This is a genomic window from Modestobacter altitudinis (assembly GCF_005930475.1).
Taxonomy (GTDB): domain Bacteria; phylum Actinomycetota; class Actinomycetes; order Mycobacteriales; family Geodermatophilaceae; genus Modestobacter; species Modestobacter altitudinis.
In genome coordinates, this window is sequence record NZ_SJEW01000058.1 from 1 (window position 1) to 15657 (window position 15657).

Here is a 15657-nt window from a genome sequence, read left to right on the forward strand (position 1 = left end):
GCCCCGCCCGCGCTCCCGACGGCCCCGCCCGCGCTCCCGGTGTCCCCGCCCGCGCTCCCGGTGTCCTCCGTGGCCTCCATGGTGCGAGATCCGGCGGCGCTCGCCTCGACCGGTGACAGCGTCGGACTGTGGGCCGGGCTGAGCCTGGCGCTGCTCGCCGCAGGCGTTGTGCTGCTGGCCCTCGGTCGGTGTTCGCGCGGCTGAGTCATCCCGGTCCGACCGCCCGCGGGTCACCGGGGTGGGGGCGGCCGCCCGCGCGGAGGAGCGTCAGCAGAACCCGGGCGTGCCCAGCCAGGCGGCCGGAGCGGCGGGGACGTCGTCCCGGAGCACCGTCCCCTCGATCAGCCCGTACGGCCGGTCGTCGGCGTGGTAGACCACCGCACCCGGCCCGTCCAGGGCGTTGTCCAGCCCGAAGGCAGAGAGGTCCTGCAGGAAGTGGTGCTTGTTCGGCATCGAGAACCGGACCTCGGCGACCTCGCGGTGCTGCTCGAGCACCGCCTCGCCCATCGCGAACAGCGTCTGCTGCAGCGCGAGGGAGTGGGTGCCGGCGAAGGTCTCCAGCAACGTCGTCCGGACGGCGTCGTGGGTGCCGTTCCAGTCGACGTCGGTGCCCGTGTACCGCCAGCGGGCGGTCACCGCGGTGGCCAGGATCCGGTCGGTAGTCTCAGGCAGCGTCGTGTACCGGTCGCGCGGGAAGCCCCAGAACTCCGACCCGGTGGTCTTGAGCACGACCAGGTCGGTCAGCCCGGCGAGGACGTGCACGTCATCGCCGTCGACCGTCACCACCGCCGTCCGGACCTCCCCGCCGGCCCGGCGGAACGCGTGGTCGTGCGGCGCGCCGCCGACGGCGATCCGGTCCCAGCCGTAGGACTCGACTGCCACCCGCGCGCCGGAGATCCACGGCTGCGAGCCGGTGAAGTGGTCGGCCAGCCGGATGCCGAACTCCTCCGGCGAGCCGATCCCGTCGCGAGCGAAGGCGAAGACGGTGTTCTTCTGCGCGTCGGTCGTGAGCACGTGCCCGTTGTCGCCGGCGGTGTGCGCGGCCGCGAAGTCACCCCGCAGGGCGGAGCTGACGTTGAGGTCGACCAGCGAGTGGCGGGGGGTGGAGCGGTCGACCGCGACGACGCGGACCTCCGCCTTCCCGTACTGGTTGGGCCCGAGGACGATCGCCATGCGCGCACTGTCTCCGATCGAGGTTGCTGCGATGTTTCCCGTGGAACCGACGTGAGGGAGTCCCAGCGCATCATCTTCCGAGCTCTGGGACTCCGGTCAGCTCCCGCGGTAGGTCGAGTAGGCGAACGGGGAGAGCAGCAGCGGCACGTGGTGGTGCTCGGTGGGCTCCCGGACGGCGAAGGTCAGCATCACCTCCGGCCAGAAGGTCTCCCGTCCCTGCGCCTGCGACCACGCGCCGGTGGCGAAGACCAGCCGGTGCGGGCCGGCCGCGGTCGGGTCCTCGGTGAGCCGGCACCGCCCGTCGGCGTCGGTCGTGCCGCTGGCGACGACGCCGTCGGCGTCCAGCAGCTGGACGGTCATCCCGGCTGCGGGGCGGCCCAGGGCGGCGTCCAGCACGTGCGTCGACACGCTCATGGGGCCCCGTTCTCCATCAGCCGGCGTACCCGCAGCGCGGTGATCTCGGCCAGCTGCCCGGTCACCTCGACCCGCTCGACGTCCACGTCGTTGGCCAGCCGGCGGTGCAGCTCGGCCAGCATCTCCTCGGCCGACCGGCCCGCGGCACGGACCAGGAACACGTGATGGAAGCGCTCCTCGTAGGCCCGGTTCCCGGCCAGCACGGCCGCCTTCAGCTCGGCGTCGGCGTCGGCCATCCCGTGCTGCTCCCGCCGCGACGAGCGGGCCTCGGTGCTGGACCCGGTCACCCGGTCACCGATCCGCGGGTGGGCGGTCAGCGCGATCGCGACCTCCTCCCAGGGCAGCGCGCGGCTGACCTGCTCGACCCGCCGCACCAGCGTGTCGACGTCCGGGTACGGCCGACCGACCGCCACCTCGGTGGCGAACCTCGGGGCGGCGTTGATCGCCTGCAGCACGTCCTCCACCTGTTCGACCGGTTCGGAGTTGAAGCGCGTGAGGGCAGCGGGGACGGCGGGCTCAGGCACGTGGGAGAGGATGCCAGTTCGCGACCCGGGTCAGGACAACGGAGGCACGGTGGTCCCCGAGCACGTCCTCGCCGCACTCGACCGGCAGCTGGCGCCCGTGGACGCCGCCCGGCAGGCCGCCTACCCGGGCGAGTCCCCGGCCCGGCAGCCGGTGCACACCTGCTACGTCCCGGCCGACGCCGTCGTCCCCGGGCTGGTGGCCTCCTGGGGCGCGACCGCGCTCGCCGCGCTCGACGAGCACGGCCTGCCCGACCTCGGTCTGGACGCCGGCCTGGTCGCCGACGTGCTGCCCCGGGTGCGCCGCAAGCTGGCCGCCGAGCCCGTCGAGGACCTGCGGGTCGACGCCGAGGACGGCTACCGGGGGTCGCCGGAGGCCGAGGACGACGACGTCCGGGCCGCGGCCGGCGTCCTGGCCGCCGAGGCGACGCTGCCGCCGTTCCTCGGAGTCCGGGCGAAGTCGCTGGAGGAGCCCACCCGGCGCCGCGGCGTCCGCAGCCTGGACCTGTTCCTGACCGGGCTGGCCGCGACCGGCCGGGAGCGGGCCGTCGTCACCCTGCCCAAGGTCACCGCCGTCGAGCAGGTCACCGCGTTCCTGCCGGTCCTCGACGCGCTGCAGCAGACCAGCGGGCTCGCGCTGGACCTGGAGCTGCAGGTCGAGACACCGCAGGCGGTGCTGGGCGCGGACGGCACGGCGACCCTGGCCCGGATGCTGCACGCCGGGGAGGGCCGGGTCACCGGGCTGCACTACGGCACCTACGACTACAGCGCCTCGCTGGGCATCGCCGCCGCCCACCAGGCCTCCGACCACCCGGCGGCCGACGCCGCCAAGCAGGCCATGCAGGTGGCCGTCGCCGGCACCGGCGCGCGCGCCGTCGACGGGTCGACCAACGTGCTCCCGGTCGGGTCGACGGCGGAGGTGCACGCCGCCTGGCGGGTGCACGCCGGGCTGGTCCGCCGGGCCCTCGAGCGTGGCTTCTACCAGGGCTGGGACCTGCACCCCGCCCAGCTGGTCACCCGGTACGTGGCGACCTACGCGTTCTTCCGGGCCGCACTGCCGGCCGCGGCCGCCCGGCTGACCGCGTACGTGAGCCGGGTCGAGGGCGGGGTGCTGGACGAGCCGGCCACCGCCCGCGCACTGGCCACCGTGGTGCTGCGCGGGCTGGACTGCGGCGCCCTCGACGTCTCCGAGGTCGAGTCCGCGACCGGCCTGGACCGGGCTGCGCTCGACGGCCTGGCCGGCCGGCGGCGCTGACCCGGGCGCGGCGACACGCCGACGCAGGCCCGCACGACGCGTGAGCAGGAGGGCAAGTGCGCAGGCCGACCGTTCGTCCGGAGGCAGCTGAGGGACCCGGGTGGGTCCCGCCGTCGACGGGTGTCTGAGAATGCGGCGAGCCGTCGCGGTCCCGCGTCCCGGGAGAGGAGAGCCGTCAGTGACCGTCAGCCCGGTCGTCCCCGAGCACGACCTCCTCGTCGTCGACTCGGACGAGCAGCTCCGCACCGCCGCCGCGGCGTTCCTCGGCGAGGGCCGGGACGGCGGTGACCTGATGCGGGCCTCGCTCCCCGGCTGGCTGGTCGACGAGCTGGCGCCCACGCTGCCCGAGGTCACCTTCGCCGCCGCGGAACAGGCCGTGTGGCGGCGCGAACCGGACCTCATCGGCTCGATCCGCACGGTGGCCACCGAGTGCGCCCCGCGCCGCTACCGGCTGCTGGGCCTGGTCACCGCTCCCGGAGGGCGCGCCTGGGACGAGCGCCGCCGCTGCGAGGCGATCACCAACATGGCCTACGCCGGCCAGGCGGTCTCCATCCTCTGCCTGTACGACCGCCGGACGGTGCCGGACGGGGCGCTGGCCGCCGCGGCCGTGACCCACCCTCACCTGCGCACCGGGCACGGCCGCGAGGTCAACCCGGGGTACCGGGACCCGCGCGCCTACCTCGACGGGCTCGACGTCCCCGAGGAGCCCGTCCAGCGGACCGCGCCGGTGCTCGCGATCGACGCGGCGCCGTCGCTGCCGCAGTTCCGCCACCAGCTCCGTGCCGCCCTCCGCGGCCGGGCGGGGGACCGGGACACCGAGGAGGACTTCCACCTCGCGGCCAGCGAGATCGCGGCGAACGCCTTCCGGCACGGCACCCCGCCGGTGTCCGCCCGGTTGTGGGCCGTCCCGGACCGGCTGGTCTGCACGATCACCGACGCCGGCACCAGCTACCGCGACGCCACGGCCGGGTACCAGCCGGCCCACGGGGACGACCTCTCCCGCGGCGGCATGGGCCTCTGGCTGGCCCGCAAGCTGTGCGACCACGTCGACCTCGTCCGCGGTCCCGCGGGGCTGACCGTCCGGCTGGTCACCGCGCTGCGCTGAGCCTCGCTCAGCCGAGCTGCCGGACCACCCGGGCCGGGTTGCCGACGGCGAGGACGCCGGCGGGCAGGTCCCTGGTCACGACCGCGCCGGCCCCGACGACGGTGCCCGCCCCGATCGTGACGCCGGGCAGCACGATCACGCCACCGCCCAGCCAGACGTCGTCGGCGAGGGTGATCGGCGCCGAGCCCTCCCAGCCCTCGCGACGGCGGCCGACGTCCAGCGGGTGGGTGGCGGTGAGGAACTGGCAGTTCGGGCCGATCTGCACGAAGTCGCCCACGGTGATCCGGCCGACGTCGAGGAAGACCGCGCCCCAGTTGACGAAGACGTTGGCGCCGACGGTGACGTTGTAGCCGTAGTCGCAGCGCAGCTCCGGGCGGATCGTGGTGTTGACCCCGACCGACCCGAACAGCTCGGTGAGCAGCTCCGTGCGGCGGGCGTGCTCCGGCTCGGCGTTGTACCGGGCGGTCAGCTCGGCCGCCCGGCGGCCGTCGGTGCGCAGGTCGGGGTCGTCGGCCATGTACTCCTGGCCGGCCAGCATCCGGTCCTTCATCTCGCCCATCCCGGCACGGTAGCGGCCGCCGGGAGGTGCCTCAGCCCTAAGGTGACGCCTGTGATCGTGGTGACCGCGGCGGGCGGGTCCACCGGGACGGCGGTGGTGCGGGCGCTGCGCGCCCGTGGCCGGTCCGTGCGGGCGGTGGTCGGCCGGCGCGGACCCCGCCCGGAGCTCACCGCGCTCGGCGCCGAGGTCGTCGTCGCCGAGCTGGGCCGGCCGATGGCCTGGTCGGGCGTCCTCGCGGGGGCCGAGGCGCTGTACCTGATCTGGCCGAACTTCGACCCCGACGAGGCCGACGGCGCGCCGGCGCTGTTCGCCGAGGCCCGCCGGGCCGGGCTCCCCCGGCTGGTCTACCACTCGGTGCTGCGCCCCCAGCTGCGGGTCATGCCGCACCACGCGGCCAAGGACCGCGCCGAGGAGGCGTTGGACACCAGCGGCCTGCGGTCCTGGCGGGTGCTGCAGCCGTGCGCCTACGCCGACAACCTCGACGGCCAGCTCGCGGCGGCGGGCACCGACGGGGTGCTGCGGAGCCCCTGGGGCCTCCGGACGGCGCAGTCGCTGGTCGACCTGCGCGACGTCGCCGAGGCCGCGGCGGTGCTGCTGACCGAGGACGGGCTGGACGGCGGCACGTTCGAGGCGGCCGGTCCCGAGCCGCTGACCGCCCCGCGGATCGCCCTGCTGGTCGGCGAGCGGCTGGGACGCGAGGTGCGGGCCGAGGACGTCGTCCCGGGCGGTGAGGTGCCCACCTCCTACGCAGCCCGCTGCCGCCGGACCATGTTCGACCACTATCGGGCGCACGGGTTCACCGGCAGCCCCCGGGTGCTCACCGACCTGCTCGGCCGCGCTCCGCGGAGCTACGCCGAGCACCTGGCCGACCTGGACCTCGGCGAGCGCGGCCACCCCGACCGGACGCCGGCGTGAGCGACCGGGCCGGCGGGGACGCGATGGACGAGATCCTCCGGCAGTGGGCCCGGGAGCGCCCGGACCTGGACTGCTCGCCGATGGGCGTCATCGGCCGGATCAGCCAGCTGCAGCGTGAGGTCTTCCTCGCCCAGCGGGCCACCTTCGCCCGGCACGGGCTGGACGCGCCGTCCTTCGACGTCCTCGCCGCGCTGCGCCGGGCGGGGGAGCCCTACCAGCTCACCCCGACCGCGCTGATGCGCACCGCGCTGGTCACCAGCGGGGCGATCACCCAGCGGCTGGACCGGCTGGAGGAGAGGGGGCTGATCACCCGGGGCCGCAGCGACGCCGACGGCCGGGCCGTCGTCGTCACGCTGACCGACGCCGGCCGGACGGCGCTGGACACGGCCCTGCCCGACCACCTGGAGACCGAGCGCGACATGCTCGCCGGCCTGACCGACGACGAGCGCGACCAGCTGGGGGCTCTGCTGCGGCGCTGGCTGGTGGCGCTGGGCCGGGTCCCCGGCGGCATCCCCGACCCCTCTTGACGGCCCCCTCCAGAGGCTCGCGCCGAGCTTGCGAGGCGTGAGGAGGAGGGGGTCCTCTCGTCAGCTGTGCTCGCGGGAGCGGTGGGTGGCCTCGTGCACGTCCTCGGGGGCGTCCGGACGGCGGTCGATGACGGTGAACCGGTGCCACAGCCCGCTCAGCTGCAGCGGCCGGGTGACGTTGTCGTCCCCGACGACCAGCGCCAGCTCGATGCCGCGGGGCTGGCACATCTTCTGCACCTGCACCAGCGTGGACAGCCCGGCGGAGTTCAGGAAGGTCACCTCGCGGGTGTCCAGCTGGACCCGGCGCAGCTGGGGCGCGCCGAGCAGCAGGTCCGTCATCGCCCGCACCAGTGGGCGCCGTGCCCCCTCGGTCAGCTCGCCGGTCAGCGTGATCTCCGCTGAGTGGGTGTCCTGCTCGGTGACCTCGACGTCGACGCTGGCATCCGGATCGTCCATGGCCTTGTCCTTCCCGGTGCTCTCGGGGTTCATGCTGACGACTATGTTCAAGTCCTCAACCACTTGTTCCAGGAGCAGCCCGTGTCGCAGCCCGTCCTGCAGGTCATCGTCGGCAGCACCCGCCCCGGCCGCAAGGGCATGGCCGTGGCCCGCTGGGTGCAGCAGCTCGCCGAGGCGCACGGCGGCTTCGCCGTCGAGCTGGTCGACCTGGCCGAGGTCGCGCTGCCGGTCTTCGACGAGCCCGAGCACCCGCGGCTGCAGCGCTACAGCCACCAGCACACCAAGGACTGGAGCACGATCGTCGGCCGCGCGGACGCCTTCGTGTTCGTGACCCCGGAGTACAACCACTCGTTCCCGGCGTCGCTGAAGAACGCGCTGGACTACCTGAACGTCGAGTGGGCCGACAAGGCCGCGGGGCTGGTCTCCTACGGCGGCGTCTCCGCGGGGCTGCGGGCCGCCACCGCGCTGAAGCCGGTGCTCACCTCGCTGCGGATGGTGCCGGTGGTCGAGGCGGCGACGATCCCGTTCTTCCAGCAGTTCCTCACCGAGGACGGCGGGTTCGCCCCCAACGACCAGCTGGCCGCCGGCGGCACGGCGATGCTGGACGAGCTGCTGCGGCTCACCACCGCCCTGCGCCCGCTGCGCGAGGTCGCCGAGGACCCCGCCGCCTGATGAAGGACCCCCTGCCCCGCCACTCGCAGGCTCGCGGCGGGGCCCTGCAGGGGGCCGGGGGCGCCGCGGAGCGAGTCACTGCCTCGACAACAACAACAGGCTGTAGGCGGCCAGCGAGGGGCCGTCGGTGAAGCGGCCGTCGCGCACCATGGCCCGGAACCCGGTCTCCGGGACGAACGCCGTCCGCATGTCCGCCTCGGTGGCCTCCCGCGCGGTGGGCCCCGGGGTCAGCCCGGTGGCCAGCCAGACGTCGAACTCCTGGGTGGACAACCCCGGCGCCAGGTCCAGGTGCCCGAGGTGCCGGAACCCGTCGGCGCGCAGGCCGGTCTCCTCGGCGAGCTCGGCGCGGCCCAGCTGCTCGGCCGTCCCGCCCTCGCCGGCTGTCCAGGTCCCCTGCGGGAACTCCCACGCCCGGCGGCCCAGCGGGTGCCGGAACTGCTCGACCAGCCAGAACCCGTCGCCCTCGACCGGGATCACCAGGCCGAAGTGCGGCTTCTCGACGACCCCGTACACACCGGTCGACCCGTCCTCGCGGACGACGTCGTCCTCCCGCACCCGGATCCACGGGTTCCGGTACACCTCCCGGCTGCTCGTCGTCCGCATGCGACCTAGCCTCGCAGAGGGGAGGAGCACCGATGACGGAGCGCAAGCCGCAGGGGATGACGTTCGAGACGTGGGTCGAGCAGCAGATCCGCCGCGCGCACGACGACGGCGCCTTCGACGGGTTGTCGCTGGCCGGCAAGCCGCTGCCCCGCCGCGACCGGGAGAAGTCCAGCTACGAGTGGGCGCTGGAGTGGGCTCGGCGCGAGGAGGGCGACGTCGGGGCGATGCTGCCCACCGGGCTGGCCCTGCGCAAGGAACGGGAGGAGCTGCCCGCGCTCATCGCGCGGCAGACGTCCGAGGACGCCGTCCGCGCGCTCGTCGTGGCGCACAACGAGCGGGTCGACCGGTACTACCGGCAGCCCGTGGAGGGCGTCTGGATCCCGGTCGGGATGCCCGACGTCGAGGAGATGGTCGAGCAGTGGCGGCGCACCCGGCCGGTCGCCGTCGCCGAGCCCGACCCCGCGCCGGTGGCCCCGCCGTCGCGCCGTCGTGGCTGGTGGCGGCGCCGCGCGGGGTGAGGCTCAGTCCTCCTCGTCGTCCTCGCTCTGCGCCTCCTCGGCGTGGTGGGCGGCGAGTTCGCGGGTGGCCATGCCGCCCGTCCCGCCCTCGTCGTGCTGCCCGGGGTGCAGGTTCGGTTCCTCGGCCTGGTGCGCTGGCTCGGTCACGTCCGCCGACCCTGCCCGGGCTCCCGCCGGCCTGCCACCTGGGCGAGTCGAGCTCTGCCCCACATGGGGGGCAGAGCTCGACTCACCGGGACCCCCTCACAGGAGGTCGAACTCGTTGTGGGTCGCGCCGCCGGCGAGCAGCGCATAGCCGGGGCCGCGGTCGAAGAACGGCTCCACCGCCGGGCGGTCGGCGCGCACCGACGCCCGCAGCGCCTCGGTCGCCTCGGCGTCCACGGTGCCGTCCTCGGCCACGACCACGCCGTAGTCGTCTCGGGCGCCGGCCACCGACACCTTGCGCCACGCGATGTCCCGCAGGACCTCGTCGACCGGGCGGTCCAGCGGGTCGCCCCAGCCACCGCCGCCGGTGGTCCGCACCCGGACGACGGTGCCCGCGCGCAGCGGCTCGGCGTCGGCCAGCGCGTCGACCTCCTGCTCGTCCGGCCCGCCGGGGTCGACGGTGATCGAGAACGGTCGACCGGCCTTGCCGCCGTTGACGCCCCAGCAGGACAGGATCGAGCGGTCCGCGATGGACATGAAGTGCGCGTCGCGGAGCACCCGGATGTCCTTCTCGTAGCCGCAGCCGCCGCGGTACCGGCCGGGGCCGCCGGAGTCCATCGCCAGGCCCAGCCGCTCGATCCGCAGCGGGAAGCGGGACTCGGTGAACTCAGTGGGCAGGTTCCGCGAGTCCGGGACGACGTGGATGGTGTCCTCGCCGTCGGCGTAGTACCGGCCGCCGGACCCGCCGCCGAGCACCTCGCGCATGAGGTAAGGCTCGCCGTTGGCGTCGGTGCCGTAGACGCCGGTGTACCGGATCGTCTCCTGGTCGGCGGGCATCCGGCCGCCGGTCGCCTTGGCCAGCACCCCGGCCAGCACGCCGAGCAGCCGCAGGATGACGAACGTCCGGGCGTTGGTGGGTGCGGGGAAGATCGGGGTGAGCAGCGTGCCCTTCTCCGGGAAGCGCATCTCGATCAGCGGGACGACGCCCTCGTTCACGTCGAGCTGGGCCATCCGCTCCGGGGTTGCGGCCAGGTTCCGCAGGACCGGCGCCAGCCACTTCTTCAGGAAGTTGCCGTCGGCGTAGTCACCGCAGTGGTTGATCGGGCCCTTCGCCTGCGGACCGGTGCCGGTGAAGTCGATGACCAGCGGCACCTCGGCCGTCGAGTCCATGGTCAGCGTGATCCGCTGCCGGTGCAGCTGCGGCTCCTCCACGCCGTCGTGCTCGGCGTAGTCCTCCCACACGTAGGAGCCGTCCGGGATCTGGGAGAGGATCTCCCGCCGGTACACCTCGGTGGAGCTGCTCAGGATCGACTCGAAGCAGGCCTCCACCGCCGCGACGCCGTACCGGTCGAACAGCTCGCCGAGCCGGCGCGCGCCGGCCAGGCAGGCCGAGCACTCGGCGTCCAGGTCCGCGGCCAGCGAGTCGGGCATCCGCGAGTTGCGGGTCATGATCGTCAGCGCGGCCTCGTTGCGGACCCCGCGGTCCCACAGCTTGATCGGGGGGACCATCAGGCCCTCCTCGAACACGCTGGTGGCGGCCGAGGGCATCGAGCCGGGCACCGCGCCGCCGATGTCGTCGTGGTGGCCGAACGCCTGGACGAAGGCGACCACCTCGCCGGAGGCGAACACCGGCACCGTCACGCACAGGTCGGGCAGGTGGCCGATGCCTCCCTCGGAGAGGTAGACGTCGTTGTGGAAGAAGACGTCGCCGGGGTTCATCGTGTCGATCGGGTGGTCGCGGACGACCGGGTGCACCAGCGCCGAGTACGAGCGGCCGGTGAGCTTGCGCAGCTGCCGGTCGTGGATGCCGGCCCGGAAGTCGTGGGCATCGCGGATCATCGGCGACCGCGACGTGCGCCCGATCGACGTCTCGACCTCCTTCTCGATCGCCGCCAACGTGCCGGCGACGATCTCGACCAGCACCGGGTCGGCCCCCGAGGGGCCAAAATGGCCATCTTGGCCCCGCTGTGCTGACCGCACCGGTGCGTCCGTCGAGCCAAGATGGCCATCTTGGCTGGTCATCGTGCGTCCTCCCGAGTGAGCAGCAGGTTGCCGAACCGGTCGACGGTGGCGACGAAACCGGGGTGCACGGGCACGGTCGAGCCGAACTCCTCGACGATCGCCGGCCCGACGACGACGTCGCCAGGCCCCAGGTCGGGCCGCCAGTGCAGCGGCGCCTCCACCCAGTCGTCGAAGAACACCTGCCGGGTGCCGGTGACGGACCGGTCCACCCCACCCTCCCGGCCCTTGAGCTCGACGATGTCCGGACGGCGGATCGGCCCGATGCCGCTGACCCGCAGGTTCACCCACTCCACCGGCTGGCGTGGGTCGGCCGCGAAGTCGTAGCCGTAGAGCTGGGAGTGCGCGGCGTGGAACGCGGTGGCGACGGCGTCCAGCGCGGCGGCGTCGAGCGGGCCGTCGGTGACCGGGACCCGCACCTCGAACGCCTGGCCCACGTAGCGCAGGTCGGCGGTGCGCTGCATCCGCTGCTGGTCGCGGGCGAAGCCCTCCTCGTCCAGCGCCGCGGCGGCCTGGGTCTCCAGCGCGGCGAACGCGTCGGCCACGGCGGCGGGGGAGAGGTCCGCGTGCCGGGAGACCATGGTCTGCACGTAGTCGTTGCGGACGTCGACGGTGAGCAGCCCGAACGCGCTGACGTTGCCCGGGTTCGGCGGCACCAGCGTGCGAGGGAGGCCGAGGACGTCCATCAGCCGGCAGGCGAGCAGCGACCCGGAGCCGCCGAAGGTGGTGAGCGTGAAGTCGCGGACGTCCAGGCCGCGGGCGACGGTGACCTGGCGCAGCGCGTTGGCCTGGTTCCAGGCGGAGATCTCCAGGATGCCGGTGGCCAGCTGCTCCACCCCCATGCCGAGCTCGCCGCCGAGCCGCTCGAGCCCGGCCCGGGCCGCGTCGACCGACAGCGGGATCTCCCCGCCCAGCAGGTGCGGGGGGATCCGGCCGAGGACGACGTGCGCGTCGGTGACGGTCGGCTCCGTGCCACCGTTGTCGTAGCAGATCGGGCCCGGGTCGGCGCCGGCCGACTTCGGCCCGACCTTGAGCGTGCCCTCCGGGGAGAGCCAGGCGATCGAGCCGCCGCCCGCACCGACGGTGACCACGTCGATCATCGGGATCTTGGACGGGTAGTCGCCGACCGAGCCCTCGGTGGTCAGCGTCGGCTCGCCGTCGATCACCACGGTGACGTCGGTCGAGGTCCCGCCGCCGTCGCAGGTGAGCACCCGGTCGAAGCCGGCGGTGCCGGCGATCAGCGCCGCACCCAGGGCGCCGGCGGCCGGGCCGGAGAGCATCGTGGTGATCGGCTGGTGCACCACCTCGGCCGCGCTGAGCACGCCGCCGTTGCTCTTCATCACGTAGAACGGGACGTCGGGAGCGATCTCGTCGAGCCGCCGGCGGATGTTGGTGACGTAGGCGCCGACCCTGGGCTTGACCGCCGCGTCGACCAGCGTGGTCACCGAGCGCTCGTACTCGCGGTACTCGCGGAGCACCTGGGAGCTGATCGACACGACCGCGCCGGGGTGCTCGGCGCGCAGCACGTCGAGCATCGCCCGCTCGTGCGCGTCGTTCGCGTAGGCGTGCAGGAAGCAGACCCCGACGGTGGTGATGCCGGCGTCGGCGAAGAACCGTGCGGCGGCGACGGCGTCCTCGGCGGAGAACGGGCGGACCTCGGCGCCGGAGACGTCCAGCCGGCCGCGGACGGTGCGCACCAGGTCGGCCGGCACGATCCGGGGCGGCTTGACCCAGAAGTAGCTGTTCCCGTACCCGTCGGGCACCGACTGGCGGGCGATCTCCAGCACCGACTCGTAGCCCTCGGTGGTGATGAACCCGATCCGGTCCAGCTTGCCCTCGAGCAGCTGGTTGGTGGCGACCGTCGTCCCGTGGCTCACCGCGGTGACGGCGCTGCCGTCCAGGCCCAGCTGGCCCAGCACCTTCTGGACGCCGGTGAGGAAGCCGTCGGCGGGGTCGGCCGGGGTGGACGGCGTCTTCGTCGTGGCCACCTCGCCGGTCTCCTCGTCGACGGCGACGACGTCGGTGAACGTGCCCCCGGTGTCGATCCCGATGCGGACGCGGCGAGCGCTCATGAACAGAAACCTTAGCGTTGAGATACCTGTACCGGAAGGCTGTGCCGGTGGACTCCGTGTCGCCGGGCCGGCCCGGGTGCTGGCCGACCGAGGAGCCTCGTCCCGTCGGTGCGGAGCCCTACGTTGGCCGTACCCGTCGATCCTCCCGAGGAGGCCTCGTGCCCGACCGTCCGACGATGAGCCTGACCAGCACCGTGCTCGGCACGCCCGACCCGCGGGGTCTCGCCCGGTTCTACGCCGAGCTGCTCGGCTGGCCGATCGAGACCGACGAGCCGGAGTGGGTGACGCTGCGTCCGGGCGGGCCCGGCCTGTCCTTCCAGCTGGAGCGCGACCACGTGCCGCCGAGCTGGCCGCAGGGGCCTGGCGACCAGCAGATGCAGCTGCACCTGGACGTGCGGGTCGAGGACCTGGTCGCGGCGACCGCGTTCGCGCAGTCGCTGGGCGCGCAGGTCGCCGAGTTCCAGCCTCAGGACGACGTCCGGGTGCTGCTCGACCCGGCCGGCCACCCGTTCTGCCTCTACGTGGCCGGCTGAGTCACTCGTCCGGCGGGCCGGCCAGCTTCCTGGCGCGGGCCACGGACAGGTCGTCCAGGCCGTGCAGGTCACTGGCCCGGTGCTGGGCGGCCTGGTCCTCGATCCACCGGGTGTGCGCCTCCCAGGCGGCCTGCTTGCTCATGTCCAGCGCGCGCCCGATCGCCGCCCAGGACGCCCCGGCCTCCCGGGCGCTGCGGACCGCGAGCTGCTGTCCGTAGCCGGCCTTGCTGGTGATGACCTGCGCCAGCGCCAGCATCTCCAGCACCTCGGCCTGGGACAGCCGGCCGGCGTCGTCGGCGTCCGGATCGGCCAGCGAGTCGCGCGCGCGGAGGTCGTCGTAGCGGGCCACCGCGGTGCGCAACGTGTGCTGGGCCTCGAGCTCCTGCGGGCTGGTCATGGCGGGAGCGTGCGCGTCAGGCTGGCTTGACGTCAAGGGTCCTGTGCGCGTCCGCGTTGACCAATCTGGGTTCAGGGTTCAGACTCAGCACCGTGGACAACGGTGTGGCGCAGGTGCTCGCCCTGGTGGGGGAGCGCTGGGCGTTGCTCGTCGTCCGGGAGGTGTCCCTCGGCCTGCGGCGGTTCAACGAGCTCGAGGCCGCCACCGGCGCGCCGCGCGCGGTGCTGTCGGACCGGCTGCGCCGGCTGACCGACGCCGGGGTCCTCCGCACCCGCCCCTACGTCGTCCCGGGCAGCCGGGCACGCCACGAGTACGTGCTCACCGACGCCGGCTACGACCTGCTGCCGCTGCTGGCTGCGGCGTCGGACTGGGGTGAGCGGCACCTCGGTGCGGGCTCGCCGCAGGACGTCGTCTACCGGCACGGCGGCTGCGGCGGCCGGGTGACCGCCCGGCTGGTGTGCGAGTGCGGCGAGGAGGCCGGTCCGCAGGACCGGCTCGTCGCCCAGGTCAACCGATGAGAACCGACCGAGGAGCTGCCATGTCCCTGACCGCCACCACCGACCGGACCTTCGCCGACGACGTCCTGAGGAGCTCGACGCCGGTCCTCGTCGAGTTCACCGCCGACTGGTGCCCGCCCTGCCGGATGATCGCGCCGGTCCTCGAGCGGATCGCCCGGGAGCAGGCCGGGCGGCTCCGGGTCGTGTCGCTCGACGTCGACACCAACCCGGAGACCACCCGGGCCCACGGCGTGCTCGGCATGCCGACCATGTCGCTGTTCGTCGACGGGCAGGTCGTCGCCCAGGTGACCGGCGCCCGTCCGCAGGCGCAGCTCATGAAGGAGTTCGAGCCGCACCTCGCCGCGCGGGTCTAGCCCGCAGCAGGCGCCGTCACGCCGAGGCGTTCCCGCAGGAACGTCGTCACCTGGGCCCGGGCCTCGTGCGTCGGGTGCCCGGGGGTGTCGACGTCCTTGCTGGTCAGCACCATGTGCTCGTTCTCGCCGATGCCGGCGGCGTTGCCGGGTCGGGAGTTCAGCGCGACGGGCAGCCAGCCGTCGCCGAAGGCGGCCCGCAGCGAGCGGAACCGGTCGGTCGGCGAGGCGCTGTCCTCGCTGAAGCGCAGGCCCATCAGGCACAGCCCCTCGGTCTGCACCCGGGCGGAGATGGCGTCCCGCTCGCGGTCGGACATGCCCAGGTCGCGGCGCCGTCCGCCGGTGACCGGCATCGGCAGTGACGGCTGGCTGGCCACCGGCGCCAGGACGACGGGGTCGACCGCCGACGCCAGCGCGAAGCCGCCGCTGAAGCACATGCCGATGACGCCGACGCCGGGGCCGCCCACCCGGTCGTGCACCCGGCGCGCGACGGCCCGGACGTACTCGGCGACCGGCCGGTCGGCCCGCTTGGCGAAGGCGCGGAACTCCCGGCTGATGCAGGCCGAGGCGAAGCTGCGCGCCGCGTAGCCGGGGGTCATCGGCCGGCCGGGGTCCCCGAACAGCGAGATGACGGTGACGGTGAACCCGGCCCCGACCAGGTGGTCGGCCAGTCCCATCACCTCAGGCGTCATGCCGGGGATCTCGGGCAGCAGCACGACGCCGGGCCCGGACCCGCGGGTGTAGAGGTCGTGGGTGATGCCGGCGTTGGTGAAGGACTCGGTGGCCCACCCGGCGACTGCAGACGATGACGGCTCTGTCATCGGCTGATCGTGGAGCATCCGGGCCGATCGGTCGAGTCCTCCGTCGGGATGTCCTCCCCGGCGCCGGTCGGTCGGCGATGACTTT

The 15657-nt window shown here is 74.1% G+C and carries 21 protein-coding genes; 10 read left to right on the top strand and 11 right to left on the bottom strand.

The genetic code is table 11. The features are described 5' to 3' along the window. The coding region (locus FHL79_RS25570) for a hypothetical protein (protein WP_218938512.1) at positions 1 to 204 on the top strand (204 nt) is incomplete at its 5' end. Positions 205 to 267: 63 nt separating this feature from the next. Here the strand turns inward: FHL79_RS25570 and pucL are convergent. The 3 genes from pucL to uraD all read right to left on the bottom strand — a co-directional run bounded on the left by pucL (position 268) and on the right by uraD (position 2111). Continuing rightward, positions 268 to 1173 carry a factor-independent urate hydroxylase gene (gene pucL / locus FHL79_RS18440; RefSeq protein ID WP_138760037.1) on the bottom strand — a complete coding sequence of 302 codons (906 nt, stop codon included), beginning with the start codon at positions 1171 to 1173 and terminating at the stop codon, positions 268 to 270. Positions 1174 to 1269: 96 nt separating this feature from the next. Beyond that, positions 1270 to 1587, bottom strand: coding sequence for a hydroxyisourate hydrolase (uraH, locus tag FHL79_RS18445; protein ID WP_138760038.1), 318 nt, complete (start codon positions 1585 to 1587; stop codon positions 1270 to 1272). Further along, positions 1584 to 2111: a 2-oxo-4-hydroxy-4-carboxy-5-ureidoimidazoline decarboxylase gene (gene uraD / locus FHL79_RS18450; RefSeq protein WP_138760039.1), complete on the bottom strand. Its 528-nt coding sequence runs from the start codon at positions 2109 to 2111 to the stop codon at positions 1584 to 1586. Before uraD ends, uraH begins: the two co-directional genes overlap by 4 nt. A gap of 49 nt (positions 2112 to 2160) precedes the next feature. Here uraD and FHL79_RS18455 point away from each other — a divergent pair, with 49 nt between their 5' ends. Next, positions 2161 to 3363 (top strand): DUF6986 family protein, encoded by a 1203-nt coding sequence (locus tag FHL79_RS18455; RefSeq protein WP_138760040.1) that lies wholly within the window; start codon positions 2161 to 2163, stop codon positions 3361 to 3363. Between the two features lie 178 nt (positions 3364 to 3541). Next, positions 3542 to 4468, top strand: coding sequence for an anti-sigma factor RsbA family regulatory protein (locus FHL79_RS18460; protein WP_171058235.1), 927 nt, complete (start codon positions 3542 to 3544; stop codon positions 4466 to 4468). Between the two features lie 7 nt (positions 4469 to 4475). Here the strand turns inward: FHL79_RS18460 and FHL79_RS18465 are convergent, their stop codons facing one another. Next, complete coding sequence (locus FHL79_RS18465; protein ID WP_138760042.1) at positions 4476 to 5027, bottom strand: sugar O-acetyltransferase; 552 nt, start codon at positions 5025 to 5027, stop codon at positions 4476 to 4478. Positions 5028 to 5078: 51 nt separating this feature from the next. Between FHL79_RS18465 and FHL79_RS18470 the strand changes: the two genes are divergently transcribed. Together FHL79_RS18470 and FHL79_RS18475 are read left to right on the top strand one after the other, a co-directional pair. Beyond that, on the top strand, positions 5079 to 5942 hold the full coding sequence (locus tag FHL79_RS18470; protein ID WP_138760066.1) for an SDR family oxidoreductase: 864 nt from the start codon (positions 5079 to 5081) through the stop codon (positions 5940 to 5942). After that, a complete protein-coding gene (locus FHL79_RS18475; RefSeq protein ID WP_246080954.1) occupies positions 5939 to 6469 on the top strand; it encodes a MarR family winged helix-turn-helix transcriptional regulator in 531 nt (176 codons plus the stop codon). The genes FHL79_RS18470 and FHL79_RS18475 overlap by 4 nt, the downstream gene beginning before the upstream one ends. Positions 6470 to 6529: 60 nt before the next feature. On the opposite strand, the gene FHL79_RS18480 is transcribed toward FHL79_RS18475, so the two are convergent. Beyond that, the gene (locus FHL79_RS18480; protein ID WP_246080956.1) at positions 6530 to 6958 is read right to left on the bottom strand and encodes an STAS domain-containing protein; all 429 of its coding nucleotides are present in this window, start codon (positions 6956 to 6958) and stop codon (positions 6530 to 6532) included. 48 nt (positions 6959 to 7006) lie between these two features. Between FHL79_RS18480 and FHL79_RS18485 the strand changes: the two genes are divergently transcribed. Next, a complete protein-coding gene (locus tag FHL79_RS18485; protein WP_138760043.1) occupies positions 7007 to 7597 on the top strand; it encodes an NADPH-dependent FMN reductase in 591 nt (196 codons plus the stop codon). 75 nt (positions 7598 to 7672) lie between these two features. On the opposite strand, the gene FHL79_RS18490 is transcribed toward FHL79_RS18485, so the two are convergent. Further along, on the bottom strand, positions 7673 to 8200 hold the full coding sequence (locus FHL79_RS18490; protein ID WP_138760044.1) for an NUDIX domain-containing protein: 528 nt from the start codon (positions 8198 to 8200) through the stop codon (positions 7673 to 7675). 32 nt (positions 8201 to 8232) lie between these two features. Between FHL79_RS18490 and FHL79_RS18495 the strand changes: the two genes are divergently transcribed. After that, entirely contained in the window at positions 8233 to 8718 is a 486-nt protein-coding gene (locus tag FHL79_RS18495) for a DnaJ family domain-containing protein (protein WP_138760045.1), read from the top strand. Positions 8719 to 8721: 3 nt separating this feature from the next. Here the strand turns inward: FHL79_RS18495 and FHL79_RS25190 are convergent, their stop codons facing one another. From FHL79_RS25190 to FHL79_RS18505, 3 genes are all read right to left on the bottom strand, one after another. Next, positions 8722 to 8865: a hypothetical protein gene (locus tag FHL79_RS25190; protein ID WP_171058236.1), complete on the bottom strand. Its 144-nt coding sequence runs from the start codon at positions 8863 to 8865 to the stop codon at positions 8722 to 8724. 96 nt (positions 8866 to 8961) lie between these two features. After that, entirely contained in the window at positions 8962 to 10785 is a 1824-nt protein-coding gene (locus tag FHL79_RS18500) for a hydantoinase B/oxoprolinase family protein (protein WP_246080958.1), read from the bottom strand. Positions 10786 to 10880: 95 nt separating this feature from the next. Next, complete coding sequence (locus FHL79_RS18505; RefSeq protein WP_138760047.1) at positions 10881 to 12953, bottom strand: hydantoinase/oxoprolinase family protein; 2073 nt, start codon at positions 12951 to 12953, stop codon at positions 10881 to 10883. Between the two features lie 158 nt (positions 12954 to 13111). Between FHL79_RS18505 and FHL79_RS18510 the strand changes: the two genes are divergently transcribed. After that, a complete protein-coding gene (locus FHL79_RS18510; RefSeq protein ID WP_218938513.1) occupies positions 13112 to 13486 on the top strand; it encodes a VOC family protein in 375 nt (124 codons plus the stop codon). Between the two features lies 1 nt (position 13487). Here FHL79_RS18510 and FHL79_RS18515 read toward each other — a convergent pair whose 3' ends face one another. Further along, positions 13488 to 13883 (bottom strand): hypothetical protein, encoded by a 396-nt coding sequence (locus tag FHL79_RS18515; protein ID WP_138760048.1) that lies wholly within the window; start codon positions 13881 to 13883, stop codon positions 13488 to 13490. A gap of 92 nt (positions 13884 to 13975) precedes the next feature. On the opposite strand from FHL79_RS18515, the gene FHL79_RS18520 reads away from it, so the two are divergent. Both FHL79_RS18520 and FHL79_RS18525 read left to right on the top strand, forming a co-directional pair. Further along, positions 13976 to 14401: a winged helix-turn-helix transcriptional regulator gene (locus FHL79_RS18520; protein ID WP_171058237.1), complete on the top strand. Its 426-nt coding sequence runs from the start codon at positions 13976 to 13978 to the stop codon at positions 14399 to 14401. Between the two features lie 20 nt (positions 14402 to 14421). Further along, positions 14422 to 14754, top strand: coding sequence for a thioredoxin family protein (locus tag FHL79_RS18525; RefSeq protein WP_246080960.1), 333 nt, complete (start codon positions 14422 to 14424; stop codon positions 14752 to 14754). Here the strand turns inward: FHL79_RS18525 and FHL79_RS18530 are convergent. Further along, positions 14751 to 15572 carry a dienelactone hydrolase family protein gene (locus tag FHL79_RS18530; RefSeq protein ID WP_138760051.1) on the bottom strand — a complete coding sequence of 274 codons (822 nt, stop codon included), beginning with the start codon at positions 15570 to 15572 and terminating at the stop codon, positions 14751 to 14753. The genes FHL79_RS18525 and FHL79_RS18530 overlap by 4 nt on opposite strands. Between the last annotated feature and the right edge of the window lie 85 nt (positions 15573 to 15657).